Origin of the sequence: Blautia coccoides (assembly GCF_034355335.1) — a bacterium.
GTDB classification, from domain to species: domain Bacteria; phylum Bacillota; class Clostridia; order Lachnospirales; family Lachnospiraceae; genus Blautia; species Blautia producta.
This window is the reverse complement of record NZ_CP136422.1, coordinates 3093357-3118228: the sequence shown is the minus strand read 5'-3', so window position 1 is coordinate 3118228 and position 24872 is coordinate 3093357. Positions and strand designations below refer to the sequence as shown.

General features: G+C 44.5%; 25 protein-coding genes and 2 pseudogenes. 3 read left to right on the top strand and 24 right to left on the bottom strand.

What is annotated here, in order from left to right; translation table 11 throughout:
- Positions 1 to 104 precede the first annotated feature (104 nt).
- From BLCOC_RS13850 to BLCOC_RS13825, 6 genes and pseudogenes are all read right to left on the bottom strand, one after another.
- Positions 105 to 1337: a sporulation protein YqfD gene (locus BLCOC_RS13850; protein ID WP_018593964.1), complete on the bottom strand. Its 1233-nt coding sequence runs from the start codon at positions 1335 to 1337 to the stop codon at positions 105 to 107.
- Between the two features lie 20 nt (positions 1338 to 1357).
- A complete protein-coding gene (locus BLCOC_RS13845; protein WP_018593965.1) occupies positions 1358 to 1633 on the bottom strand; it encodes a YabP/YqfC family sporulation protein in 276 nt (91 codons plus the stop codon).
- 116 nt (positions 1634 to 1749) lie between these two features.
- Complete coding sequence (locus BLCOC_RS13840) at positions 1750 to 2286, bottom strand: DUF2284 domain-containing protein (protein WP_026255334.1); 537 nt, start codon at positions 2284 to 2286, stop codon at positions 1750 to 1752.
- A gap of 51 nt (positions 2287 to 2337) precedes the next feature.
- Positions 2338 to 2484, bottom strand: a pseudogene (locus BLCOC_RS27605) (pyridoxamine 5'-phosphate oxidase family protein); the annotation flags it as partial.
- Between the two features lie 102 nt (positions 2485 to 2586).
- Positions 2587 to 5298, bottom strand: a complete 2712-nt coding sequence (locus BLCOC_RS13830; protein ID WP_115622507.1) for a hypothetical protein — start codon at positions 5296 to 5298, stop codon at positions 2587 to 2589.
- The gene (locus BLCOC_RS13825) at positions 5276 to 7402 is read right to left on the bottom strand and encodes an efflux RND transporter permease subunit (RefSeq protein WP_029469102.1); all 2127 of its coding nucleotides are present in this window, start codon (positions 7400 to 7402) and stop codon (positions 5276 to 5278) included. Before BLCOC_RS13825 ends, BLCOC_RS13830 begins: the two co-directional genes overlap by 23 nt.
- A gap of 265 nt (positions 7403 to 7667) precedes the next feature.
- Here BLCOC_RS13825 and BLCOC_RS13820 point away from each other — a divergent pair, with 265 nt between their 5' ends.
- Positions 7668 to 8270: a TetR/AcrR family transcriptional regulator gene (locus BLCOC_RS13820; RefSeq protein WP_026255335.1), complete on the top strand. Its 603-nt coding sequence runs from the start codon at positions 7668 to 7670 to the stop codon at positions 8268 to 8270.
- A 66-nt stretch (positions 8271 to 8336) separates the two neighbouring features.
- On the opposite strand, the gene BLCOC_RS13815 is transcribed toward BLCOC_RS13820, so the two are convergent.
- The 17 genes and pseudogenes from BLCOC_RS13815 to BLCOC_RS13735 all read right to left on the bottom strand — a co-directional run bounded on the left by BLCOC_RS13815 (position 8337) and on the right by BLCOC_RS13735 (position 22384).
- The gene (locus BLCOC_RS13815) at positions 8337 to 9116 is read right to left on the bottom strand and encodes a GNAT family N-acetyltransferase (RefSeq protein WP_115622506.1); all 780 of its coding nucleotides are present in this window, start codon (positions 9114 to 9116) and stop codon (positions 8337 to 8339) included.
- A gap of 18 nt (positions 9117 to 9134) precedes the next feature.
- Positions 9135 to 9839 carry a 3'-5' exonuclease gene (locus BLCOC_RS13810; RefSeq protein WP_115622505.1) on the bottom strand — a complete coding sequence of 235 codons (705 nt, stop codon included), beginning with the start codon at positions 9837 to 9839 and terminating at the stop codon, positions 9135 to 9137.
- A gap of 55 nt (positions 9840 to 9894) precedes the next feature.
- Positions 9895 to 10365 carry a hypothetical protein gene (locus BLCOC_RS13805; protein ID WP_115622504.1) on the bottom strand — a complete coding sequence of 157 codons (471 nt, stop codon included), beginning with the start codon at positions 10363 to 10365 and terminating at the stop codon, positions 9895 to 9897.
- A 97-nt stretch (positions 10366 to 10462) separates the two neighbouring features.
- Positions 10463 to 11071, bottom strand: coding sequence for a sce7726 family protein (locus BLCOC_RS13800; protein WP_115622503.1), 609 nt, complete (start codon positions 11069 to 11071; stop codon positions 10463 to 10465).
- A 2-nt stretch (positions 11072 to 11073) separates the two neighbouring features.
- On the bottom strand, positions 11074 to 12063 hold the full coding sequence (locus BLCOC_RS13795; protein ID WP_115622502.1) for a DUF4003 family protein: 990 nt from the start codon (positions 12061 to 12063) through the stop codon (positions 11074 to 11076).
- Complete coding sequence (locus tag BLCOC_RS13790) at positions 12060 to 12962, bottom strand: damage-control phosphatase ARMT1 family protein (protein ID WP_226827637.1); 903 nt, start codon at positions 12960 to 12962, stop codon at positions 12060 to 12062. The genes BLCOC_RS13795 and BLCOC_RS13790 overlap by 4 nt, the downstream gene beginning before the upstream one ends.
- A gap of 213 nt (positions 12963 to 13175) precedes the next feature.
- A complete protein-coding gene (locus BLCOC_RS13785; protein ID WP_115622501.1) occupies positions 13176 to 15185 on the bottom strand; it encodes a M56 family metallopeptidase in 2010 nt (669 codons plus the stop codon).
- A 3-nt stretch (positions 15186 to 15188) separates the two neighbouring features.
- A complete protein-coding gene (locus BLCOC_RS13780) occupies positions 15189 to 15578 on the bottom strand; it encodes a BlaI/MecI/CopY family transcriptional regulator (RefSeq protein WP_018593979.1) in 390 nt (129 codons plus the stop codon).
- 277 nt (positions 15579 to 15855) lie between these two features.
- Positions 15856 to 17037, bottom strand: coding sequence for an iron-containing alcohol dehydrogenase (locus BLCOC_RS13775; RefSeq protein WP_115622500.1), 1182 nt, complete (start codon positions 17035 to 17037; stop codon positions 15856 to 15858).
- A 275-nt stretch (positions 17038 to 17312) separates the two neighbouring features.
- Complete coding sequence (locus BLCOC_RS13770) at positions 17313 to 17957, bottom strand: Dph6-related ATP pyrophosphatase (protein WP_044953838.1); 645 nt, start codon at positions 17955 to 17957, stop codon at positions 17313 to 17315.
- Positions 17958 to 18298: 341 nt separating this feature from the next.
- A pseudogene (locus tag BLCOC_RS13765) lies at positions 18299 to 18508 on the bottom strand (helix-turn-helix domain-containing protein); the annotation flags it as partial.
- Positions 18509 to 18519: 11 nt separating this feature from the next.
- Entirely contained in the window at positions 18520 to 19011 is a 492-nt protein-coding gene (locus tag BLCOC_RS13760; RefSeq protein WP_029469112.1) for a DUF2975 domain-containing protein, read from the bottom strand.
- Between the two features lie 316 nt (positions 19012 to 19327).
- Complete coding sequence (locus BLCOC_RS13755; RefSeq protein WP_115622498.1) at positions 19328 to 20206, bottom strand: GNAT family N-acetyltransferase; 879 nt, start codon at positions 20204 to 20206, stop codon at positions 19328 to 19330.
- A 157-nt stretch (positions 20207 to 20363) separates the two neighbouring features.
- Positions 20364 to 20933, bottom strand: a complete 570-nt coding sequence (locus BLCOC_RS13750) for a GNAT family N-acetyltransferase (RefSeq protein WP_115622497.1) — start codon at positions 20931 to 20933, stop codon at positions 20364 to 20366.
- A 240-nt stretch (positions 20934 to 21173) separates the two neighbouring features.
- On the bottom strand, positions 21174 to 21365 hold the full coding sequence (locus BLCOC_RS13745; RefSeq protein ID WP_115622496.1) for a hypothetical protein: 192 nt from the start codon (positions 21363 to 21365) through the stop codon (positions 21174 to 21176).
- Positions 21366 to 21431: 66 nt separating this feature from the next.
- Entirely contained in the window at positions 21432 to 21956 is a 525-nt protein-coding gene (locus BLCOC_RS13740) for a DUF3877 family protein (RefSeq protein ID WP_018593989.1), read from the bottom strand.
- Between the two features lie 95 nt (positions 21957 to 22051).
- Positions 22052 to 22384 (bottom strand): DUF6054 family protein, encoded by a 333-nt coding sequence (locus BLCOC_RS13735; protein ID WP_018593990.1) that lies wholly within the window; start codon positions 22382 to 22384, stop codon positions 22052 to 22054.
- A gap of 246 nt (positions 22385 to 22630) precedes the next feature.
- On the opposite strand from BLCOC_RS13735, the gene dapA reads away from it, so the two are divergent.
- Together dapA and BLCOC_RS13725 are read left to right on the top strand one after the other, a co-directional pair.
- The gene (gene dapA / locus BLCOC_RS13730; protein ID WP_029469120.1) at positions 22631 to 23593 is read left to right on the top strand and encodes a 4-hydroxy-tetrahydrodipicolinate synthase; all 963 of its coding nucleotides are present in this window, start codon (positions 22631 to 22633) and stop codon (positions 23591 to 23593) included.
- Positions 23594 to 23688: 95 nt separating this feature from the next.
- Positions 23689 to 23967: a hypothetical protein gene (locus BLCOC_RS13725; protein ID WP_029469121.1), complete on the top strand. Its 279-nt coding sequence runs from the start codon at positions 23689 to 23691 to the stop codon at positions 23965 to 23967.
- A 148-nt stretch (positions 23968 to 24115) separates the two neighbouring features.
- Here the strand turns inward: BLCOC_RS13725 and BLCOC_RS13720 are convergent, their stop codons facing one another.
- Positions 24116 to 24796, bottom strand: coding sequence for a YjjG family noncanonical pyrimidine nucleotidase (locus BLCOC_RS13720; RefSeq protein ID WP_115622495.1), 681 nt, complete (start codon positions 24794 to 24796; stop codon positions 24116 to 24118).
- Positions 24797 to 24872: the final 76 nt, after the last annotated feature.

Genomic DNA, 24872 nt, shown 5'->3' with positions numbered 1-24872 from the left:
GTATATGTTCTCTTTTACAGTTCTGTCAATATCTTTTCCAAAAAGGCAGGAGGGGCAATAATCAGCGAGGGGCTGCCGGCAGCGGGAATAGCTGCCGGACAAGTCTATTCTTCTGTTTCTTCAGCGTTTTGGACCGGTTGTTCCAGAATTTCCACAGGCTCTTTTTCCGTAGTTTTTTCTATGATAGTCAGCCGGCCTTTCGCCACACACACCTTGTCGAGTACCTGTATTTTGACATTGTTTTCTTTTATCTGAACCTCTTTTTTGCGCAACGTTTCCAACAGAAGCTCCAACTGTTCCTGTGCCTTTTTTTCCGCACCTTCCTTTGTGTATTTGTATGGCTTTGTGACACTCTCGTAATCTGTGCTGTTCCCGTAGAATATGGGAAGGCGGAAGTTTTCTGTCACCCGTACCTGATGCAATTTGGTCACAGTATCGAATTGATCAAAATGATTTTTCCCTTTCAGACTGATAAAGTAATTCCCCAATTGCAGAACCGGCCCTTTTTTTGCGTCTCCGGTGTAGACATCCTTTTGAAAGTGCATATCAAACTCATGGTAATACTGCATCTGGGATTGTATATAAATGTCAGCATCAGACTCTGTGTATTCATATCCCACCACCTCTTTGCTGTCATTCATGATATCAACTCTGCCGGATACCAGTGTCTCCCCCTTTTCACATGACTCTCCCACCTTTTTGCAGGGTGTGCCTTTTCTTGTGATCATGGAGACGATGGTACCTGATTTTCCGGCAATGATGCTGCTGGGATTTTCCTCCGTCTGTTTTATGATCTTGTTTGCCGTGGCGTTTTCTTTTACCTCCAGAATGAGCCGGGTGCCTGATATTTTTGCGGATACCCAGGTGATATCGGGAAATTCCTTACGCATCTGTTCCGCTATGTAAGAGCAGTCCACATCCTTTTTCAATATACCGTGATGGATCTGAATGTCATCCAGATAATTGAGTATGGTCTGTGTGCTGTTGTGGCGGTTTCCCTCCACATGAATATTCCAAATGTGCTGGGATAGTACCATGAGCAGGCAGAAGCCAGCCAGAATGCCGATAAAAAATGCCTTTCTTTTTTTGTTTCGGTAAAAAAAGAAGGGCAGTCCGTATTTTTTTATGATCTTCACACGGGAACCGGTCTTTCGGCATATGGATCTCATCTGGTAGAATCCGGTGACACTCACATTCATTTCATAGAAACCGTCTCGGTTCTGCAAATCCCAGATAGGGATGTTGTGATGGGCGCACATGTTCAGGAAGCGTTCCGGACCCCTGCTTTGCAGCCGGATACGAACATAGCCTTTACAGTAATAATTCCAAGCCTTCAACTTTGTTACCTCCCATTTTCTTATAAAAAGGAAACACGGCAGATGCTTCCGGTTATTTTCATCTCTTCGTTGGTGTAGTAATCAATGGTGAGGTGGGTTCCCTCTATTTTTATGGCATCGCGCTTAGTGAGAAGAACAATGCAGTTGTCCTCGTATTGGCGAATGCATTTATAATTCTCTATGAAGAGTTCCCTGGAGCCGGTCATGGTGAAGATGGCCTCCCGGTATGCCAGGTCTTTGGGGATTTGGAGGGAATCAGCGATGCGGCCGGTAATAGGAGTGTTTTTTTTGCGCATGGAGTGCTCCGGGGTGATGTCTTACTATTATGAGTATGCAAAGAGGGGGAAAATGATGACAAAGGGGAGGTGGAAAGAGCCGGGACGATTGGAAAGTGCCGGCTCTTTTTACCGGATCATTCAATGAAGATGAGACCAAACCAGAGGATCTGTGTGGGGGACAAGGTGAAATCCAGGTTGTATTTTTCGGCCAGTTCACTGACGATGATGCCGTGGCTTTCCACACAGGGATGCATTTTCTCCGGGAAACGGCAGGGAGCTGCCGGGTAAGTACAGGTCTCACAGATATCACAGGATTCCGTGGAGAGTGCCATACAGCCGACCCCCTGGGATTTGATGAACTGTTCAATGGCAGCCGTTATGTTTTCATGCTCCCTGCGGGTGGACAGTGTCTCCTCAAAGTTAATAATATCGGACACCTCCGCAATGGTGGAAAACAGGAAGCATTCTTTGTAAGCAAGACAGCGGTGCCTGCACTCTTCCACGCTTCCCACAGCCGGCGGACAGGCCCAGGTAGTGTTGAAACGATCGCACTCTTTTTCACAGATCCATCTGACACGATAGGAAAAGTCAATCTCCTCCGGGCTGAAAAAAGCATACTGGTAAACAGGATACTGACAGATGAACGCTTCTAATTTTTCATGTGATATCATTTGTAACTCCTCTTCTTTCTCTTTTCTTTCCTCTATGATCATACATGTACTTTATGTATTCTGAATCTCAAAGGTCTCTGACTTAAAATTGCTGTAATATCTGCCGGTCTCGGCTGTAAACTTGAGAACACAGTAGTCCGGGTCAGTCACTCCCTTAGGATAATACATGGTATCCCCTTCCTGCCAGATCAAGTCTTTATAGGAACCAGTATAGCAGAAAAAGATCAGAGACTCAACTGCTGTCATGTCAAAAAAACGGTACAGCCGCTATGTGCTGTACCGCCTGATAAAGTCTCTGCTTTACTCTTCTGCCTCGATGGCATCTGTTTCTATGATGAATTTTACATTACTGTTCATGTTGTCTGCTTTTCCGCTGAAGGTGTCATAGGTACAGTTTTCTGAATTCAGGGCTTTTAATCTGTCCAGTACATCGCCCACTTCAACTTCAATGGTGTCCTTCATTTTTTTCGTACCCTTTTCATCGAACTCTTTCATGCCGTCCTTCAATGTTTTGGCCCCGTCTTTGAGCTGAGAGATGCCGTCCTGTACCTGCCCGCTGGCATTTTGCAGTGTATTGCTGCCCATAAGCAGTTCATCGGTTCCTGAGGTGAGCGAAGACGCGCCCTCACGAAGCGTGCTGCTGTTGGCGGAAAGTGCAGCGGCTCCAAAGGACAATTCTGTACTTAATTGGTCAAGACCTGAGCTTAGCTGGGAAGTACCTCCCTGGAGCGTTTGGACTCCCTGCACCAGGATAGGGGCATTTCTCTTCAATTCTGCTGCACCGTCCAATAGCTGTTTGTCTGCGCCTCCAAGAGCCTGAAAACCATCCAAAAGCGTTTGGATCCCCTTGCTCGCCTGGGGAAGTGTGGAAGTGTTCTGATCCAGAAGCTCCACGCTGCCTGACAGCTTGCCGATGCCGCCCTTTAACTGCTGCATGCCTGTGTTGAGAACAGAAACATTTTCTTTTAATGTCTGCATGGGAGCTGTGGGGATCTGGTCTTTTATGGATACAATACCGGCCAGCTTCTCCTGGATCAACGGCAGTTCGCTGCCGCAGAGTTCACTCACGGCTGCTTCCACTGTCTGATAAGCGTCTGTCATCTCTCCCATGGCATTGAGAATTTCAGAGGGATCAAATACAGGAATCTCCACCTCCACTGCAGGCGCCTGTACAGGCTGTAACTCCTCTACATTCTCCACGGATACGGATACACTGCCCAACTGGTTTTTTGCGGCTGTCAGAGCGCTTTTGACTGCCTCGTCATCCGCAGCGGCAATCTGCTCATCCAAAGTATCTCTTGCCGCCTGGAGCCGGGCATTGGCAGTGTCCTCCGCATTTTGAGCTGCGTTTTGTGCCGCAGAACGGAGTTGGTCATTTTTCTGGGCGATACTGCTGTTTACATTATCTGTCATAGTCTGCCCTGCCAGGGCAACGGCCTCTGATGTCTTTGTCTGGAGAGTGGTGAGGTAGGTCTGCAGAGAACCAAGGCCTGATTTGAGGCTTTTACCTGCAGCCATCATTTTGCTGACCGGTACGGCAATCTTTTCCTGCATGGCGGAGGAAAGGCCTTCTGCCTCCTCTATCAGCTCCTGACCGGTGCCTGTCATCTGATCGATCAATTCCATCATTTCATTGATATCCGCAGAATCCAGGGTATCCTTTAACTGCTGCGTTCCTGATGCAAGTGTGTCAGCGGCAAGGCGGATGTCATCCGTGGTGCTGCCCTTTCCGTCCAGAGCGCTGTTCAACTGTTTCACGGCATCCTTTATTTCTGTCAGACCGGTTACAAGGGGCCTGAGTCCCTCAGCTCCGGCGGCGAGCTGTTTTTCCCCGCTGATATAAGCTGCTGTACCGTCCGCAAGCTGTACTGCGCCGTCTGTGTACTGTTTTACGCCGTTTACCACTGTGCTGACACCATTCACGTACTCTGTGACCTTGCCCGTCAGAACCCCGCTGCTGCCCAGATATGTCTGGATCCCATCATTGAGCTGATCCGCGCCGTCGGTATAGCTGCCGATTCCGTCTGCAAGCTGTGCAGCACCGCTGTTCAGCGTCTCAATTCCGCTCTTTAATGTATTGACACCATCATCGAATTCTTTATATTTGCCATCCAGAGTGTCAGCTCCTTTGGATATGTCAGAAGAGCCGTCCACCAGTTTCAGTGCAGCGTCCTCCAGTTCATTTAAGGAATCCTTTAATTTATCCATGTCTGTGATATTTTCTGTATTCAGCTCTTTCATAACATCTGTCAGTGCTATGGTAAAAGTGGGGTCCATAGAGAAATTCTTTACATCCGCGGATACTTCCAGGCTTTCCGGCAGATGAATGCCCTCACTGTCACCGTCTTTGTTCAGGGCTTTGTCAAGTCCCAGGCTTTCTTTTAATCCGGGCATGGCAATGCCCAGTACAATGTTTCTGCTGCCGTCTGAGATCACCTTGCCGTTATCGATCACAACATTTGAGAAGGTCTCTCCCGGGAGGATCAGTCCTGTCATCATAACAAAGGGACTGTAGAGTGTTTCTTCTTTTCCTTCAACCTTCACGGTCTTTTTTGCATGGTTCTCGTAATTGATCCTGATCTGCAGATGTCCGCTTTTGCCGGCAAGCTCCTTGGGGGTCATTTTCTTTCCGTCCAAGTAATACGTAAAGTTTACGGAAACAGGAAGGTCCTTTCCCGTTTTTCCCTGATAATAGATATCCTGCCCTTCTGTATTCCAGGTAAGGGAATTTCCGTTTTCGGTATACGTCTCATCACCCTTTACATTTTTGATCTCTTTTAAGTCCGTCTGATCCTTCAGAGCCTTCTTTGTACCTGCATTTTTTAACCAGTTTGACACTGTTACATTTTTTTCCCTGCCTGCGGCGTCTGCATTTACATAGACGGTTTCCTCTTTGGATACTTCTTTATCATTCTCCCCTGCTGCGTAGACCGGCATAGCACCCATAACGGCAGCCATGCTCACCGCAAGTCCTGTCATCATCTTATTTTTAAGCTTTCTGTTCCTGTTCATTCCTATACTTCCTTTCCTGATGAGCACTATTTTTTTGTCCTTTTCCCAGAAATCCTATGGATGTCTTGCAGATCACTTTGTCAAATATCATAAACATGGCCGGGAGGACCATGATGACCACTGCCATACTGATAAGGGCACCTCTCGAAAGCAGTGTACAGATCGAACCGATCATATCGACCTTGGAGTAGCAGGCAACACCAAAGGTAGCTGCAAAGAAGCTGCACCCGCTGGTGATAATGGAGAGCATACTTGCCTTATGAGCAATGGATATGGCCTCCTTCTTGCTGTGCCCTCTCTGCCGCTCCTTTTGATATCGGCTGGTCATCAATATGGCGTAGTCCACTGTAGCGCCCAACTGGATCGTCCCTATGACAATACTTGCCACGAAGGGAAGACTGGTCCCCTGATAAAACGGTACAGCCATATTCACAGCTATGGCAAACTCTATTACCGCTACCAGGATAACGGGAAGGGAAATGGATTTAAATACCAGCATAATGATAATAAAGATCGCGGCAATGGAAATAATATTAACATTGCGCAGGTCCACATCAGTCACATCCTGCAAGTCTTTCATCAGGGGTGCTTCGCCGATGACCATAGCGGAATCATCATAAGATTTTACGATCTTATCAATGGCTGCGATCTGTTTATTTACCGTGGGTGTGGCGGATTCATATTCGGAGCAGACAAAGGCCAGTTCATACTTGTCGCTCTGCAGCATCTTCCTCACATCCCCGGGTATCATGGAATCGGGAATGGACGGGCCGAACAGGGAGTTCATGCCAATGGTCCACTTAATGCCGTCCACCTGGTCAACGGCATCTATCATGTCTCGTTTGTCCTTGCTGTCCATGTCTTTATTCATAAGTATCATGTGCATGGTACTCATGTCAAAATCCTCCTGCAGCTTCTCATTTGCCACATTGCCCGGGAGGGATGACGGCAGGGACTGGGCGATATTGTAATATACCTTTGTATGGTTGTTCCCGTAAATGGCCGGGAACAGCAGGACCAGAAATACCACCAGCCATATTTTATAGTGCTTTGTAATGAAACGGGAAGGTTTCTCCACATTCCGTATCAGCGCTCTGTGTCTTGTCTTCTCAATGGCCTTATCGAATATGAGGACCATAGACGGAAGCAGGGTGACACAGCATATCACGCCGATCACCACACCTTTTGCCATGACAATACCCAAATCCCTGCCCAAGGTAAAGGTCATACAGCACAGAGCCGCAAATCCCGCAATGGTGGTCACTGAACTGCCCACAATGGATTTAAAGGTATTCGAGATCGCATGCCCCATGGCTCTGTTCTTGTCTCCGGGAAAACGAAGTTTATTCTCCTCATAGCTGTTCAGAAGGAAAATGGAATAATCCATGGTAACTCCAAGCTGCAGCACTGCCGTCAAAGCCTTGGTGATGTAAGATATCTCCCCCAGAAATATGTTGGTTCCCATGTTGTATAATATGGCACAGCCGATACTGAGCAGGAAAAGCACCGGTACCAGGAAGGATTCCGTGGAAAGCTCCAAGACCAGAAAGGCGAGGCATGTGGCAATGACCACATAGATAGGCAGCTCCTGCAGAGATATATTCTTGATATCTGTGACGATTCCCGTCATACCGCTGATAAAGCACTGCTCATCTGCCGCTTTCCTCATCTGTGTTACTGCTTCCATAGCCTCATCTGAGGATGTGGTATTGTCAAACAACGCCAGCATCATAGTGGCATCTCCCCGGAAAAAGGCTTCCCGCAGGTCTTTTGGGATCATCTCCACCGGAAGGCTGATATCCGCCACATCGTCATACCAGAGCACATCCTTTACATGCGGTATCTTGCTGAATGTATCTTCCAGCTTCTGTGTGTCCTTTAGATCCATATTTTCCACGACCACCATGGAAAACGCGCCCATACCGTATTCATCCACCAGAATATCCTGCCCCTTTACGGTTTCCAGGTGTTCCGGCAGATAGCTGAGCAGATCGTAGTTAATTCTCGTTTTAGCCATACCTATTACGGATGGAACCAGCAGCAGAATTCCCAAGAGCAAAATGAGAACCCGGTGTCTGGCTATCCACTTACCCGTCTTGACCAAAAAATCATCCCCTATTCTGTTTATTTCTCGTTCGTAGCTGTTCAGTGTCCTTACCGAACCGTTACTCCCGCCTTCATTTCATCCTTCATTATATATGAAAATGACCAATAGTCAATATTTAAAACTCACAAGAATCCGCGATATAGCAAAATGAATTTTGGTCATTTTTTAGATATTGACTTTTAGTCATTTCTATAGGATAATGAGACTAATATGGAAATTCAGGTGTGCTTAAAAGTTACCGCATATGAAAGGTGAGAAAGCCATGGGAAAACTGGAGATAAACAAAAAACAGAAAAAGAATGCCCTCTTCCAGACGGCATTTGATCTGTTTACGAAAAAAGGTTTTGCCAAAACAACCATCTCTGATATTGTAAATCAGGCCGGTCTGGCAAAGGGAACGTTCTATCTGTATTTTAAGGACAAATATGATCTTAGGGATAAGCTGATCGCCTATAAAGCCGGACAGTTGTTTGCAGATGCGCATAAAGCTCTGTCAGCCAGGGAGGTTGCAGGCTTTGAGGATCAGATGATGTGGATGATGGACTATATCATTGAACGGTTTCAAAGAGAACATACACTTCTGCAGTTCATTGCAAAGAATCTCTCCTGGGGAATCTTCAAAAATGCTTTTGAAAGAACCGTACCGGAGGAATCACAGAAATTTTACGAATACTATCTGGAAATGATGAAAAAAAACGCGGTGGACTGTCAGGAACCTGAACTTATGCTTTTTACCTTTATTGAACTGGTGGGGTCCACCTGTTACAGCTGTATTTTATTTGAACAGCCTGTGACCATGGACCAATACCTGCCATACCTTCACAAAGCCATTCACCAGATTTTTCTTGCCTATACAACAAGCTGAACAACAAAAGGGCCGAAGGCTGTCTGCATCACTGCAGGACATGCCTCCGGCCCTTTTGTCTTATCTCTAAAGCGTGCCTTTCCATTCCCCGGTCCCGGACTCTGTACAGTACAGGATCCTCTCCTGCCCATCTTCCTCCAAAACCCTGAAATGGACCAGATCGGCATACTGTTCTCTCAGCATTTTCTCAATTTTAACCATACGGGAATCCCAGATTTCTTCATAGGGCACCGGTTCAAATCCCTCTAGGGCCGGATGTCCGGTCAAGGTTCTGAGGATTCCATACCCCTTTTGGCTGGCCAACGCATTTTTTACAGCAGGGCGAAATCCAAAATCCAGATAGAGTCTGGCAGCAACCCAGGTATTTGTCTGCGTGGGTATCCTGATGGAGGGATATCCCAGTTCCTTTAAGCGGTGCAGTGTGTGGGAGATGAGGGCTTTTGCAATCCCCTTTCCCTGGTATTCCCTTTTTACTGCAACCCAGTGCAGCCATCCGGCACCAAAGAGATCCTGTGGATCGTAGAAGGCAGTTGCCGTGGCGGCTTTTTCCCCGTCTGAAGTCTCCACAAAAAACATTCTCTCCTCCAGTTCTTTTTCCTTTCCGGCATAATATCTCTTCCAGGCAGATTCCCCCTCTTCGGGAAGGATAAATTCTCTGGCGGAGGTCTCAATGGCGATCCAGTCCTTTTTATCCCCCTCCCTGTAATACACATAGCGGTATCCCTCCGGCAGAGGATAACAGGGAAGATCATCCAGACTGCTGCGCTCCAGAATCAGCTCATAATATTTCAGGCGCATATCGTGGTTATCGGGTTTTAGGTTTATCAGTTCTTCTCTGTTTTCCATTTCTGCTCCCTTCTATCTTTAAACTGCCTGACCAGACAGGATATTGTCAATTAACCGGGAAGCCTCATTTCTGGTCAGGGTCTCCGGATCAAAAGCCGGCTGCAATCCCTTCTGCTTTACCAGGCGCATGAGAAAATCCAGTTGTTTTTTCGTGGCAGGCGGGTATTTTTTTGCCGTGCAGACCAGGGGACAGGGCTGAAAGATCTGAGGTTCTTTCTCCTCAAAATAATGTGCCATGGTCTGATACAGCTTGGCAGTAGCCAGTGCGTCATGATAAGCTCTGTGGGCTGCCGTATTGTTGATCTGGTAATGACTGCACAGCTCTCCCAGACTTTTGGACGGCAGATCTCTGTGGACTGTTCTGGCAATTTTCAGAGTGTCAATGCCGTCCCTTTCAAAGGTGTATCCCAGGGATTCCGCACTCAATTTGACAAAACTGAAGTCAAAGAGCACATTGTGCCCGATCAGGATATCCTGCTCACAAAACTGCAGGAAATCAGGGATCACTTCCTCCCGGCCTCTTGCCTCTTCCACCATATCATTGGTGATGCCCGTAATGCCGGTAATATTGGCAGGAATAGGCAGTTTTGGTTTTATAAATTCCATAAAACGCTCCTGCACTTTTCCGTCACGCACCTTGAGTGCGCCTATCTCTATGATTTCATTTTCTTCTGGACTTAGACCGGTGGTTTCAATGTCAAAAGCTATGTATGATTTCAACATGTCGCTCTGTGTCTTCCTCACTTTCTCTTAAGTTTTTTTGGGTCACGGGCTGTCATCAGGCCCTGAATGTCCAGTCATAAAGGCCTTCTGCACGCACCATGGACTGAAGCATCGCCCGCAGGGACTCACTCTCATTATAGACGGCAATGCTCAGAGTTCCGCCGCTGATGCTGAGCATGGAGTTCTCCCTGGTCAGGAGAATATCAATCTGTCCTTTCCTTTTCAGGATTGTCTTTTTAATAAGCTTTACTATGGTGTCGCAGCGCTTATCCTTCAGCCAGCCTTCCCTTGTACGGATAAGCGGAATATGTTCCTGCACATACATTTCAAAAGGATAATAGCATAACAGCTTCAGCACAATGGAGATCACCTTATCACAGAAGTTCTGAAGCTGTTTATCCTGCAGATAATACTGTTCTACTTCTTCATATAATGTTTCAGCATCGTCAGAGGCCCTTCCGGGCAGAAAATCGATCACCCGGTAATCTTCATTAAAAAGCTGGCTCATTTTCTCGTATCTTGTCATATAACCCCTTACTCCTTTCACCTGTATAAACTCTGTTTATCTCCCCTGATAAGTCCGTACCCTCATAGTTATCAGCAAAATCTCTCCCCTTGATATCTTACAGATCATAACTGCAAAGGTGCTTTTTCTTTTTCTTATACTCCGTTATTGTCTCTTCTATAGAGGTATAGTCCCGCTGAAACAGTTCCTCGCTGATCTGCAGCGTCAGAGTTTCCTTGGGAACCTTCAGCAGTATCTTGTCTATCACGAAGGCTTTGCTCTTTTCCCTGTATTTCGGCATTTTGTTCAGCTCCTGTATATGTGCCAGCTCAGGGCGCCATAAAATGCTGAGCTTTCTTTTTATATCCACTTTGGGATTGGGTGCCGGTTCACGCAGAGTATAAAAATCCACCGTACTGCCCGCTTTCTCAGCAGTCAGGATTCCCCACCACGCAGGCACGTGATCCGCAATGTGGAGCGCATGGGTGGAACCCACCACCACAAGGTTCGTGTCATAATAACGGTTATAATCGCTCACCTGTCTTTTCAGCCTGACATATGTGTCCGCGTCACTTTTTATCTCTATGCCGGCAACGGCGTCCGGCAGAACCATCACGATATCCGCGCGGGACTTTCCCATTTGTTTTTCTTCTATGATCCTGATCTTTCCATACCGTTCTTCCAGGAAATCGAAGAGCGGTTCCCGGATATCTCTGTCATACAGCATGATCAGGAGCTGGAGGATGAGGAAGCAGCCGCAGCGGCACTGGCGGCAGCGGCGGCGCAGATAGCGGCCTGCTGGGCAATGACCAGTGCGACTACACCGTTTAACGCTGCTGTCTGCATGGAATGCAGGTCAGGAACATAGTCACAGGATGCCATCATCCCGGCATACATCAGTCTCTGCTTAGAGCCCACGCCGAAAGCTCCGAACCCTTTCTGGGATTTCAGGAAGGATTCCGCATCTGTGATATCCTGTACCAGTATATTTTTGTCCACATCAAGAAGCGTCAGCACCCCCAGTGTTGCCAGTTCATAGCCTGTGCCGTATTTCAATCCGCATGATTTCAGGGCATTAAATATATCCAGGGCTTTTCTGCACTTTTGTTCCGCGGAGGCCTCCCCAAGTGCCAGAATATGGCTCAGGGACTGCACTGAATTTCCGGAGTAAAAGTAGGGCTTCAATAAGGTGTAGCACTGTTCCATCTCTCTTTCAATACAGGAATCGTTCAGGCCCGACATGGCAAGAAGCGCTGCAAAGGCACTGTCCTCCCCGGAAGTAAGGAAGGGATGGGCATTTTTCATGCGGCTGTAAATGCGGCCTGTTTTGTCTATGATCTCCTCATATTCAGACGGCTCTGCCATCTCCGCAATGGTAGCTGCCGCCACGGTCAGGTATTCCGAACCCCAGAAGCATTCTTTTAGCTTGCCGTAAAGTTCCAGCATCTGCTCCATCATGATCTCTGAATCTGTGCGCAGAGAAAGCATGGCTATGGTGGCCAGTTTGGAGACACCCCTGAAATTGGAAAAGATTCCGGTACCGGCCTTTAAAATATCACGGCATTCGAGCAGGCGCTGCGCATCTGCATGGACACCCCGCGCTGTCAGTATTCCTGAACACATGGGATAGACATAGGCGCTCTCCCAGCCAAATGCAGATTTTATGATATCCCTGTTTTCCACAAATAATTCACATCGTCTTCTCAGCTCTTCTCTCATATTCCATCCCTCCCAAGACTTCTGTCGTTTACAAAAACACCTTTATACTGCTCCAGACCGAATCTGTTCACAAACCAGGAACATTTGCAGAGAAACATGTAGTAGATATTCAGTCCGCTGTTATTCAGCGTCTCAAAATTGCCCTGGCCTTTTGAAAGGATCACATCTGCATGGCTGATCAGATCCCTGGCCTCCTCTGAGATATCCTTCAGGCTTGTGCCTGCAATTTTCGTGCCATTGCCGATCACAGGCACCAGGTCTGTAAGACCGATCATTTTGGCGTCCTCTATGGTGGCGTCGTTGATGACCGGCTCTCCCCGTACAATGACTGTGATATGTACCTGCGGATACTTCTTACTGAGCTGCTCGATCAAAAGTTTGTCAAGAACGATCTCGCCGCAGTTATCGGTAAGGTACACCAGGCTTTTGGCAGTCTCCATCTGCTCTGTGAACCGTCTGTATTCTGCCGGGTCCAGAGTCTCCTCCTCGGCTTTTTCTATCAGTTCCCGCAGCTTTTCATCACTGACACTTCCCATGGCCCCAAAATCAATATAATTTCCCACACGCGCATATAAAATCCCATGGTACACAGGGTCCTCTGCCCGGGCGATACGGGCGCCTATTCTGTCCTCTGCCTCCAGCATCATATGGTTGTAATCCTTTTTCAACTGCTCAAAGCTGTAGGCATGGCCGAAATATTTCTCATGCAGCACATTTATTTTGGCTATGAGGACCGGCGCGGTATCCTCCGGCAGGGCTGCGCCGATGATCTGAAATACTTCCCGCATGTAGGCGGATTTCATTTCCTCTGAGGCTGTGTCTTTTAAACCTTCCATCTGACGGGTGATCAGACAGCTCATACATTGGGCGCTTAGCTTTACGTTAGTAGATATTTTCATAGTATCTCCGTTTCTGTTTACAGAGTGTGATGCTTATTGTTTTTTCTCAATATACGTTTTCATTATACCCTATTGTATGGGGATTTCCAATAGTAAAAAGAATCCGGCCTGGATACGCGCTCAAAATACGGACAAAAAAAACAGGGCATTTTTGTAAAATGCCACTGTTTTTCTCTATCCTTTAATTCCCTAAAGTCTGATGATATGAAGGGCTTAAAATGCCCAGAAAGTATCGCCCAAAGCCGTAGCATCATCAAAGCCCGACAAAACTATAAGCCCGTTTTGAGAACAGTCAAAGGTCAATGTATACTGCTGTCCGCGAAATACTGCAGTTGTAGAATCCGCATCTTCAAAAACGGCTATATTGTCCATAAAGATCTGCCGGTCACCTTCGCCTTCCGTATATCTGTAAATGGAAAAATAAAAGCTGTAGTCATTGATCCCTGTGATCCTTATAGTGGAGTATTCTCCATCATTGGAGTTTCTGTAATTCCCATCAGCGGGCATATATTGGGTGGTAACAGGCGCGAAGTCACCCTGAGGCCAGTTCAGCCAGAACCAGGAACTTATGGAATCCCCTGATATATCAAATCCTATAATTTTATTTTCTGAATCCGAGATATATTCTTTGTGGTCCGGATTGCTGTCACCCATGTTTCGGTAACCGCTCTGCAAAAGACTGCTCTCTGCTTCTTTGTACGGCTGTCCGCAGTAAAAGCCTTCCATACTGACACTGCTGTTATTCTCACATTCTATAGTAATGGGAGTACGGCCCCCGATTCCCTCTGTTTCAGGATGCCATTCTACTTGAATCCCGCCGCCTTCATACCGCTGCCCGACTTCGCCAAACAAAACCCCTTCTGTTTTCTGAAGCCCCAGGCTCTGAGCCATGGCAGGCAGAGAATCCTGATTCATAAATCCGCTTAACTCTGTACGCTCCTCTTTTGCCGGAACCGGTTCTGGCGTCGGTGTTTCAACCGGACTTTCTGTCTGCTCCGATCCGGCAGTGGGATCTGTCTTCTTATCCTCCGCCACAGGAGTTGTATTACTCTTTCCCTTGATAACTGTCTCTTTGCTGTCCTTTTCCTCTTTGCCGGATGGATCTTCCTCCTCCTTGGAATCACCGCTGTCTGTCATAGTTTCCGTATCTGTATCGTTCTTCTTTTCACCGGAGTCTTTCAGGGAACAGCCGGTAAATATATTTGATGTAACTAAAATGATGGTAAAACAGATAACAGGAAGGATGCCGCGTTTCATTTTTCCTGCCTTCATAATATTTACCATTCTTTTTTTGAATGTGAGGAGACCGTCATTCAGGCTGGTAGACAACTCATAGGAGGGTCTGCCCAGTGCTGCCGTTTTCAAAATGAGCTGGTTGTACCGAAGTTTATCCTCCTGGTTCCTGCCCTTCATGACTTTCTCATCACATATAAACTCTATATCACGCTCCGCCTCTTTTTTCATAAAGTAAACTGCAGGGTTAAACCAATAAACAGTTGTTACGCATATCATGAGCAGTTTATACCACAGATCCCTGCTGCGGTAATGGCACAATTCATGCCTGAAGATCAGCTCACATTCCTCCTTGGAATACTCCCGTACAGGAAGATAGAGATATGTGTTCCTGATCCCTGCCAAAAGCGGCCCTGACAGTCTGCTGTCTGCCACAAGCTTAGGCGCTTTTTTCATATGCAGCTCTTTACACAGTTTATCATATTCAGCAAGCCTCTCACGATCCGTGAAAGGAATCCTCCAACGGCGCAGTTCACGTCTTCCTGCTCTTAAAACAAACACTTTATATACCGCTGCTGCGCAAATACCCGCTCCCCAGATAATTGCCGCGATCCATGCAATGGTATCCACTTTGATGTTTCTCTGCCCCGCGCTGTCCTGCATGTCTGCTTTTTTGTCTGTATCCTTTAGCGGCTCACTGCCGTTTTCTTTGGCATTTGCCGGAATCTGCAGATTCTCCGTATTGGGCACAGCCGTACTTCTGTTGACCTCTGCCCGTACGATTTGTTTTGGCACCTCAATGTTCAGCCCACCGGCATGGGATGGAAACTTGACCGGAATGAGAAGAAATACGGAAACAAACAGCCATATGAGGTATTTCCATCTGGAGGAATATTTCTTGTCCAACAGTTTTGATACTGCCAGCACAATAAAAATGATGACAGCCGACAAAACATTCACTTTAATTATGTGCAGCATAAACTCTGCCATAAACTATTCCCCCTTCTGTTCCAATTCCTTCAAAAACTCTTCCAATTCCTGTATATCTTCCTCGTGAATCTGTTTTCCCTGATAAAGAGACGCGACAAAGTTCTTCAATGAATTTCCATACAGTTTCTCCAGCACGCTTTTCCCCTCCTGCTGCTGGTATTCGCTCTGTGTCACAACAGGGCTGTAGAGATTTGTCTTTCCCTCTCTTTTTACAGAGACAAAATTCTTGTTTTCAAGCCGGGTGAGCATGGATAGGATGGTGGTAGGTGCCAGTTCCTTTTTTTGATTCACAAAATCTTCCACCTCAAGCCTGGTCATATCCGGATGACCGTTCCATAAAGCCAGCATCACATCCAGCTCTGAATCAGGTAGTTTTTGAATACGCTTTTTCATCTTATCACCTCCTGTACTGTCTGCAGATACCGAATTTACATATTCAGGTTAGGTTACAGAGTATTTTTCTACAATTGTAGTACCTACTGTCATTTTACATTAGTAGTAGATGAATGTCAATGCCTTTATGGAAATTCTCGGATATATTTGCAGCAGTTCGTCACTATTCACAGCCGGTGTCCCGTGAGGCGTTTTTATGTGCCTGCGCTTTTGACAGTCTATGAGAGTAAAACAAAAGCGGGGAATGCTCCCCGCCTTCGTCTGCTGTGAATGTCTGTTAAAAGTCCACTTCTGTACCATAGTAAATACAGGTGAACAATTTTTCCATTGTTTCCGGGTTGATCTCCCGGGGATTGGAACCTGTGCAGGCATCACCCACTGCAAGGCACGCGATTTTTTTGATCTTTTCTTTAAATTCTTCCTCTATAATGCCGAATTCTTTTAAAGTCTTTGGAATACTGAACTGTTTATTCAGTTCATCGATCTTAGTGCACAGGCTGTTGATCAGAGCTTTCTCAGATGTACCGGAAAGTCCCATTCTCCTGGCGATCTCCGCATAACGCTTTGCTGCTGTAGAATCTTTTGCGTTATATTTGATCACATAGGGAAGATACATGGCATTGGCGCAGCCGTGTGTGATATGACCGGTGGAGAAGGCTGCTCCTGTCTTGTGAGCCATGGAGTGCACGATTCCCAGCAGCGCATTGGAAAAGGCCATTCCTGCCAGGCACTGTGCGTAGTGCATCTGCTCTCTTGCTTCCATGTTGCAGTTGTAGGACGCAAGCAGATGATCCAGCACCATCTCAATGGCCTGAAGTGCAAGGGGGTCTGTAAACGGGCTGTTCAGTGTGGAGACATAAGCTTCAATGGCATGAGTCAGCGCGTCCATTCCTGTATAGGCAACCTGCTTTATCGGAAGCGCCTCCACCAGTTCGGGATCCACAATGGCTACATCCGGGGTAATGTTGAAATCCGCCAGAGGATATTTCACGCCGCTTTTGTAATCCGTGATAACAGAAAATGCAGTTACCTCTGTGGCAGTGCCGGATGTAGACGGAATCGCCGCAAATTTTGCTTTCTGACGAAGTTCCGGAAAATTAAAGGGGATACAAAGCGCTTCAAAGGTTGTATCAGGATATTCATAAAAAGCCCACATTGCCTTTGCCGCATCAATGGGAGAACCGCCGCCCATGGCCACGATCCAATCCGGCTCAAATTCCTGCATGGCCTTTGCTCCCTTCATAACTGTTTCTACAGACGGATCCGGCTCAACCCCTTCAAAAAGCTGTACTTCCATACCCGCTTCTCTCAGATATCCGGCTGCTTTATCTAAAAAGCCCTGGCGCTTCATGGCGCCGCCTCCTACTACAAGAAATGCTTTTTTGCCCTTCAGATTTTTCAGTTCTTCCAGGCAGCCTTTTCCATGATAAATGTCTCTCGGTAATGTAAATCTACTCATAGTATGCATCTCCTTATATGTATTATCGTTAATTTATTGACAATGTCATTATAACTTATTTGAGTAAATTAATCAATAATAAAAGGATTTTAGATTGTATTTAATGAGATACATCATGGAATTCCCAGGTAAATCAGAAGATGCTATAAGGAATTTCCGGTATTTTCCCGGAATCATCTCTTTTTCAGTCTGTATCGGTCATGTTTTCGGTAGTTTCCGGAGTAAAAGTTGTGATATTTTTAACGGTTTTAAGGAAGCTGGCTTTTCGTACCACATCAGACTTTTATATCGATCACTGACCTGTCTCCAAAGTCGAGGATCTCTCCCATCTGTATTTCCAGCTTATGTTTAAAAATAGGCCCATCCACGGCTATTGTATGGTATTCTCCGTTTTCCCCGCAGATATCAATTCCTCTGGCGGCCATGACCGCCACGGTTTCCGAGTCTAATGGTTTGCCTAAGATATCTCTTGGCAGGAGCCGGTTATTTATGGACTTAATGATACAGCGGTAACCTTCTGTGATAATTTCTTCTACTATCTTTTTGCGCCCCTGCTGCCACAGAGGGAATTCTGCCTTCAATCCTGCTGCATCGCATCGCTCCTGGCACCATCTGCGGTTGTTTTCAATGTCTATATCACCAAATCCGGCCATCTGCGCCCCCAGTTCCATGGCCCTTAGCAGTCCTTTTTCAAATTCCAGATGATAGTCCTCTCCTTTTGACGGGCAGAGGAGCAAGGGGATCTCCAAGGATTTTGAAAACTTCTCCAACAGCATATCGTCTGCTCCGTGAAACCAGGAACGATTTATATCTCTATTGACCATGACCAGCAGACCTGCCGGCTCGTGGCCGGCTTTTATCAGTCTGTGAAGCGCAAGGGTACTGTCCTTGCCGCAGCTATATGACATGACAAATTTCATTTTGATATCCTCTCTTCTGCTTTTATGTGTAATGCAAAAAACAAATCCGCCCTTTTATTTCTGATTTGTTTTCGATATAATGATAATGTACCTGTGAATTGATACCTCATTTAGGAGTGTTGTTATGGAAAAACAAGTAAAAAATGATGTTCAAACCTATACGGTTGTCAGTCAGATAAAATGTCCAAAGGACAGTGGAGATTCTATACATACTATAACATATAAAAAAGCCACCTGCACTCGTGTAGATAATATTATTCTAAACTTTCACTGCAGCCGGAATTCACAATGTCTGGATTGTCAGCAGGATTATTTGTAGTATCCTCCTTTCGGATCTTGACATCCGAAGTTCTATGATATTCTATAATATCTCCCGGCTGACAGTCCAGTACGTCACAGATTGCCTCCAATGTGGAAAAACGTATGGCCTTTACTTTGCCTGTCTTCAGGTTGGACAGGTTTACATTTGAGATTCCCACTTTTTCTGATAATTCATTCAGAGATATTTTTCTATCGGCCATAACCCGGTCTAATCTTAATATAATCGCCATAATATCTGCTCCTAAAGGATTTCATCCATTTCTTTCTGCATTTGTATACCTTCTTTGATCAGACTGGTAAATACGAGAAACAATATGCCTATGCCAAGCATATTTCCATCTATCAGCACAAAATCGCCGAACTGCATAATGACAAAACCACCTATGTGATAGGTTGGAAAATGTGTGATCGTAAACGCCGCTCCTACCGCTATCCAACCGATACACATAAAATATCTGCTCAGTGTACGGATAAAAAATTGCCTGCTGGCATAAATTCGTATCATGGAAATGAAAATCATGATATTAAACAGATATGCGATCAGGTTATAGGCCACAATTCTAATATCCTTACTTTTCCATGTTTCCTCCTCTAACATTTTAAACACATTAGCTGTCCCCGTTAATGCAAATATACCCGTAAATAATATGGCAAGAATCAAAAGAAATTTCATTTTTTTTGAAAACTTCTTTTTCGTTACATTGACATCCGTTATAAAATCATTTTTCTCCATACCTTCACCCTCTCCTTTTACAATGGATCCTGATTCTTTTCCGTTCTCAGTTTCTAGTTCCTTTATACCATATACCGGAAATATCGTCAATGACATTTAATGATTATCGTTAAATTATATTCAAATATCATTAATAGTTGATTGTTTTTCTCTTGTACACGATGTAATATAAACATCCAACTTCTATCAGTCCTGCAGAGATGACGTACCGGAAGAACAATAATATACCAAAAGACCAACAGGCATCTGCATTGTGCAGAAACTTGTTGGTCTTATTTTGAAAACAGAGCTTATTTTCTATTTTACAAGCCGGAATCTAGGCGTGTGACAATTGGGGAAAGCACAACTTTTCTTTCTCAATACTTTCCAAATCTTTTCCACGATAGAACAGGCGTGTATCGTTTCTGTCATCGCAGACAGATATTTCAAACATATCACGCTCTCCAAAAGCAGGCGGGAAACCAAGTATCAGAGAATTATACGGGATATCCATATGTGACACAGCATCTTTCATTGAGATATGCTGTTTACTTATAATGCTTTTGAGGATAAGCGTATCTTTCCATTTTTCTATGACGGCAAAACAGTCCATATCGTCTGCATAATATACATCGTGCAGATCAGCAGTGTAGAACATCTGCAGACCAAATTTGTTGATGTGTTCCAAAGCTGAATTTACGGCACTGTTTCTTACAGCATCCATATATTTCTGCCTTAACTGTTCGTCCTGCTCTGAGATTTTTCTGAAAGCAGCGTCTTTTTTCACACTGCATGACCAATCCTTTTTTAATGAGTATTGATATTGATCACTTTCTTTAAATCCCATTCTCCGATAGAAGCCTAAAGCGTCCGGATTACTGAACAAGTAGACTCCATGGCATTTGTCTTCATATTCCTTTAATATGTATTCGACCAGCTTTTTTGCAAGTCCCTGTTTTCTAAATGCCTCGTCAGTCATAACGGTTCCAAGCTGTATGTAATACTTGGGGACTCCTTCTTGAATAAAGTGCATTCTGTTTACTGAAACATTTGCCAGGATTTTTCCATCCTGCATAAATGAATACGGAATATAGTCACCTTCAAAATATCCTCCGGCCATCCAATTTTCAAAATCAAACCCATAAATCTTCTGCGTTAAAGTATTTAACTTATGCCGCAATATGTGATTTTCCATATAATCAAAAATGAATTCCATAGTTCCCCCGTAGTCGAGTAGACAAGCGGCTCACGCCGCAAGCCCCTCACAGATCCGTACGTGCGCCTTTCACGCATACTTACTGCTTTTCTAATCTTTACTTTGATAATAATTTCCCCCGTTCTCAGTAACCTTGTCCGGTAAGAACGCTGCAATTTTACCTGTTTTGCTTCAATACAAAATATGAATTGTACTTTGTTCCATCATGCCCAATAAGTTTTTCTGCTATAAGTTCAAATCCTAAATAGTTCAATGCCGTGATACGTTCTGTCGCGGAGGGAATTGCTTTCGTAGCAATTTTGTCACAATGAAACAGAGTATATGCAGGTTCAATTATTAATCCTAATATTTTGATAATCTCACTTGCTATTTCATGATCGCTCCGAATATCCATTCTAAGCAAACCACAGTTCGTAAAATAATCCCCGGCGTTTCTGTGAAAAAGTTCTATTGTCCCTATGGCCTCCTTAAGTATTTTTGATATGATAGTCCATCGGACAAATCCTTCTCTGTTATACTCAAAAAGCCAATAATCAATCGCTTGCTCCATTCTGCTTTCAGTTGTGTAATAGAAATCATCACCGCCGCAATTATCACTATTCATAAAAGCCACAGCCTTTTTGTCCGAATAAACTTTAAGTAAATCCAGTTTATCTTCTTTCCTGACCATTCTCAAAATATAGTTCTCATTCTCATATTTAGGACAATTTTTATAAACATCTTCCATACTTAAATCCTCTTCTATAACTTCAGATTTTTCTACCGGATAAACTGAATTTTATTCTTCCGAATAATCAATAACCACTTTCTTACAGTCTGAACAATGATAGGCAGCAGTAGAAATTGGAGCGATCCAATTGTCAGGACACACTACTCCACTTATCATTTCCTTGCCGCAATACGGACATTTCATTTGATCACCGCCTTTGTCAAATTCCGATTTTTCGGACAAACTGGAAGTCGTCTTTCAGACAAGTTTTTCTGGATGTTCTACATAAGAACGAACAATAGTTCCACATTCTTTACAAATCACATGGATAACGTTTTCTCCAGCTGATAAAGTAACTTTTTTAGCTGGCTTTACTCGACCGCGGTCTGTTTGTACCCCATATACCATTTTATCAGAACCGCACCAAGGGCATTTATATTTTTCCTGCATAATGATATCTCCTAATTTTTCATCACGATAGGCATTAATTTTTACTGTGTTATGGTTAAAAACAGATCAAATACTGCCTTTCAAAGCATCATAGGCCTGTTTTGTAAAGCGGTGATACTGCAGGCCAAACGCATCCTGCTCCAGATAATAGACGTAGGGGTCAATTTCCGGATCCTGAAAGGAAATTCCCCATTCTTCTTCATTTATTTTTTCGACGGTCACATCCCGGGAAAAGGTTCTGAAAATGTTCACAATATCAGCCACAGTATTTCCGGGTTTGAATATTTCATTTAAAAAGACTTTTAGAAATGGACTGTCCTTCACATTTTCATGGACATATTTTACTCCCGCAGACGGAATATGAATACAGTACCGTCCCTTTTCCTCTGTCTCCTTAATGGTCACGTCACCTAACTCCTGCGCTGCCAATCTGCAAAATGCTGCAATCTCCTCTGACAGGTGTTCCTGATCCGCCAAAAGCAGTTCCATTAAAGATTCCCGGGGATAATACAGATTCATATCCTCTTCCCGATATCCGATTTTCATTTCACACTCTTTAATATTATCAAAAAGGTTTCTTTTTAAGTCCATACGGTATGCTCCTTTTCTCCGATATAAGACGCACATTCAAAGGTTACATAGACATGGGGTACGTTCCCTGCAAATGCTTTTGTGATCTGCATGTTCTACAGACTGTCCACCACATCTGATATAGTCGCCAAAAAATTTTCTTCCCCAATTGTATTCACTTTAAAAAACAACGCCTGGCTTCCGCCGGAAGTGATGGCAGACAAATAGTATTCGCCTCTTCCTCCGACTAAGGTAATGGACAGGCTCACCCTGTTGCTTCCCATAGCACTGTAACGTTCATAAATTCTCACAGCACACTGAAAATCTCCGCTGCTGAAATTACTGCCGTCTTCATATGAGGCAGACATGCTTCCATTCATCACAGCGTCATGCAGCTTGGTTATGATCTCATCAAAATCACCGTGAACTACTTTTTCAAATTTTGCCATATGACATCTTCCTTTCACCTCAAGACTTCTGATCCTTTGATACCCGCTCTGTTTCATGCGGCTGTAACACTTATCACAGACTTATTATATAGTATATTGAAATATCTGACAATCATTATAACATCTCAGCCTCACTCTTCTTTAATCGAAACTTAACATCCCAGCCCGGAACTTCACTCCTATTTAATGACCAAACTGCTATAATTTCCATAATCTAAATTACAAAGGTTCAGGAGGTCATAAATTTTGAAAAAGATAATTTTTAAAGGTGTGGGAACTGCTATTGTCACTCCTATGAAGGAGGATTTTTCTATTAATTATTCTGTTTTTGATAATTTGCTGGATATGCAGATTGCCGGAAACGCAGATGCAGTCGTAGTGGCAGGCACAACAGGAGAAAGTTCTACCCTTACAGATGATGAGCATATAGAACTGGTAAGACACGCTGTCAAATATGTAAATGGACGTATCCCAGTAATCGCCGGAGCCGGAAGCAACAACACCGCACACGCTGTATATCTGTCAAAAGAATGTGAAAAAGCAGGCGCCGACGCGCTTCTCCATGTTACACCATATTATAATAAAGCCTCACAGCAGGGATTATTTCTGCACTTTTCCAAATGCGCCGGTTCAACCGGTCTGCCTATTATTTTATACAATGTGCCATCCCGTACAGGAGTGAACATCTATCCGGCCACCTATAAACGGCTCAGTGAAATAGAAAATATAGCAGCGGTAAAAGAAGCCAGCGGTAATTTTTCCCAGATGGCCAAGATTGCCAACCTATGCAAAGAGGATCTGACCATCTATTCCGGCAATGATGACCAGATCACATCTTCCATGGCACTTGGAGGAAAAGGTGTGATCTCCGTTCTGTCCAATATTCTCCCAAATGAGACACATGCTATCTGTGCCTCCTACTTCCGGGGAGACAGCCAGGAGAGCGACAATCTGCAGCTAAAATATCTGGAGCTGATCGAAGCGCTGTTTTTAGATGTGAATCCTATCCCTGTAAAACAGGCAATGCGTGCCATGGGATACGATGTAGGTCCATGCAGGCTGCCGCTCTGCGACATGGACAATACCCTGGCAGAAAAACTGTATGCGGTACTGGAAAAATTCAGTCTGACAGAACCGGCCAGGCGCAAAAGTTCTGTAACTGTTCACATGCCGGGGAACACAGGTACTGTTCTCAAACACAATGTATAATCTTATTTCCTGCGGGTGGCTGTAAGAGATTACCCTGATCCCATCCCTAAAGGCGGTTCTGCATGATATTTTTAAATACAAGAAGGAGATTCCATATGAAGGACGCATATATCATATTCAGAAATCAGTATCCACAGACCAGGCGAGAAGTTCTTGCCCTGATCAAAGAATTTTGCCAAAAACATGATCTGCATTATTCCGAACCCGCAAATACAGATTCTTTGACAGTGAATATTGAAGGGGAAATATATACCGTGGATGTCCACGAAGAAAAAGAAGAGTCAGGCAGTGTATACTGGATCATATATTGTCTGCGGAAAAAGCATCTGTACCTGTTCAGAAATATTCTGGAGCCTGTTCACGCGGAAGGTTGATCAAGACACCCACACTAGAATTACTGTTTTTAGCCGTTCATCTCTGAACGGCTATTTCTATATATAGCTATTTCTATATACGGCTATTTCCATATGCGGCTATTTCTATATACGGCTATTCACACAGACGCTGACCGGCTGCGTCTCATTAAAGAAATTCAACTTCATTTAAATCATGTATCAGATAATCAATCTTTATGTTCGTATTGTTTTCCAGGTTCTCAGGATTATACCAGCAGCAGTGTATCCCGGCATTATTACCTCCCTGCATATCGCTTGTCAGGGAATCACCTACGATCAGAATATCCTTTTTATCATAAATGCCTGTCTTTTTCCATACATATTCAAAAAAACGGATATCCGGCTTTTCAAATCCTATTTGGTCAGAAATGAAAACATCGTCAAACAGGACATCAAGACCCGAATTTTCAAGTTTGCGTTTCTGCGCAATATAAGTCCCGTTTGTGACCGCATATTGCTTTACTCTTCCGTTCAGTCTTTCCAGAAGGTCTTTACTGTTGTCATTGAAAAATATTTTATCTCCCAGACGTACCTGGTACTCAGCATTGAATTCTTTCACATGATCACAACAGATATCTTCCTTTTGGAAAAATTCTGAGAACCGATCCAGCAGTACCTGCTCTTTTGTGATTTCTCCCGCTTCAAGACGTTTCCAATAACGTTTGTTTATTTCTGCATATCTGGAAATCATGGCATCTGTACATTCTTCCAGATTGAATTTTATAAAGCACTGCCGCAGAGCATATTTCTCCGCCTTGTCAAAATTGAGAAGTGTTCCGTCTACATCCCATAATATTACTTTAAACATGTTTATACCCCTTTTCTAAAAAGAACCTTACTATTCAGCCTTTCGCCTCATAGCAACAAAAGCATGTATACAGACT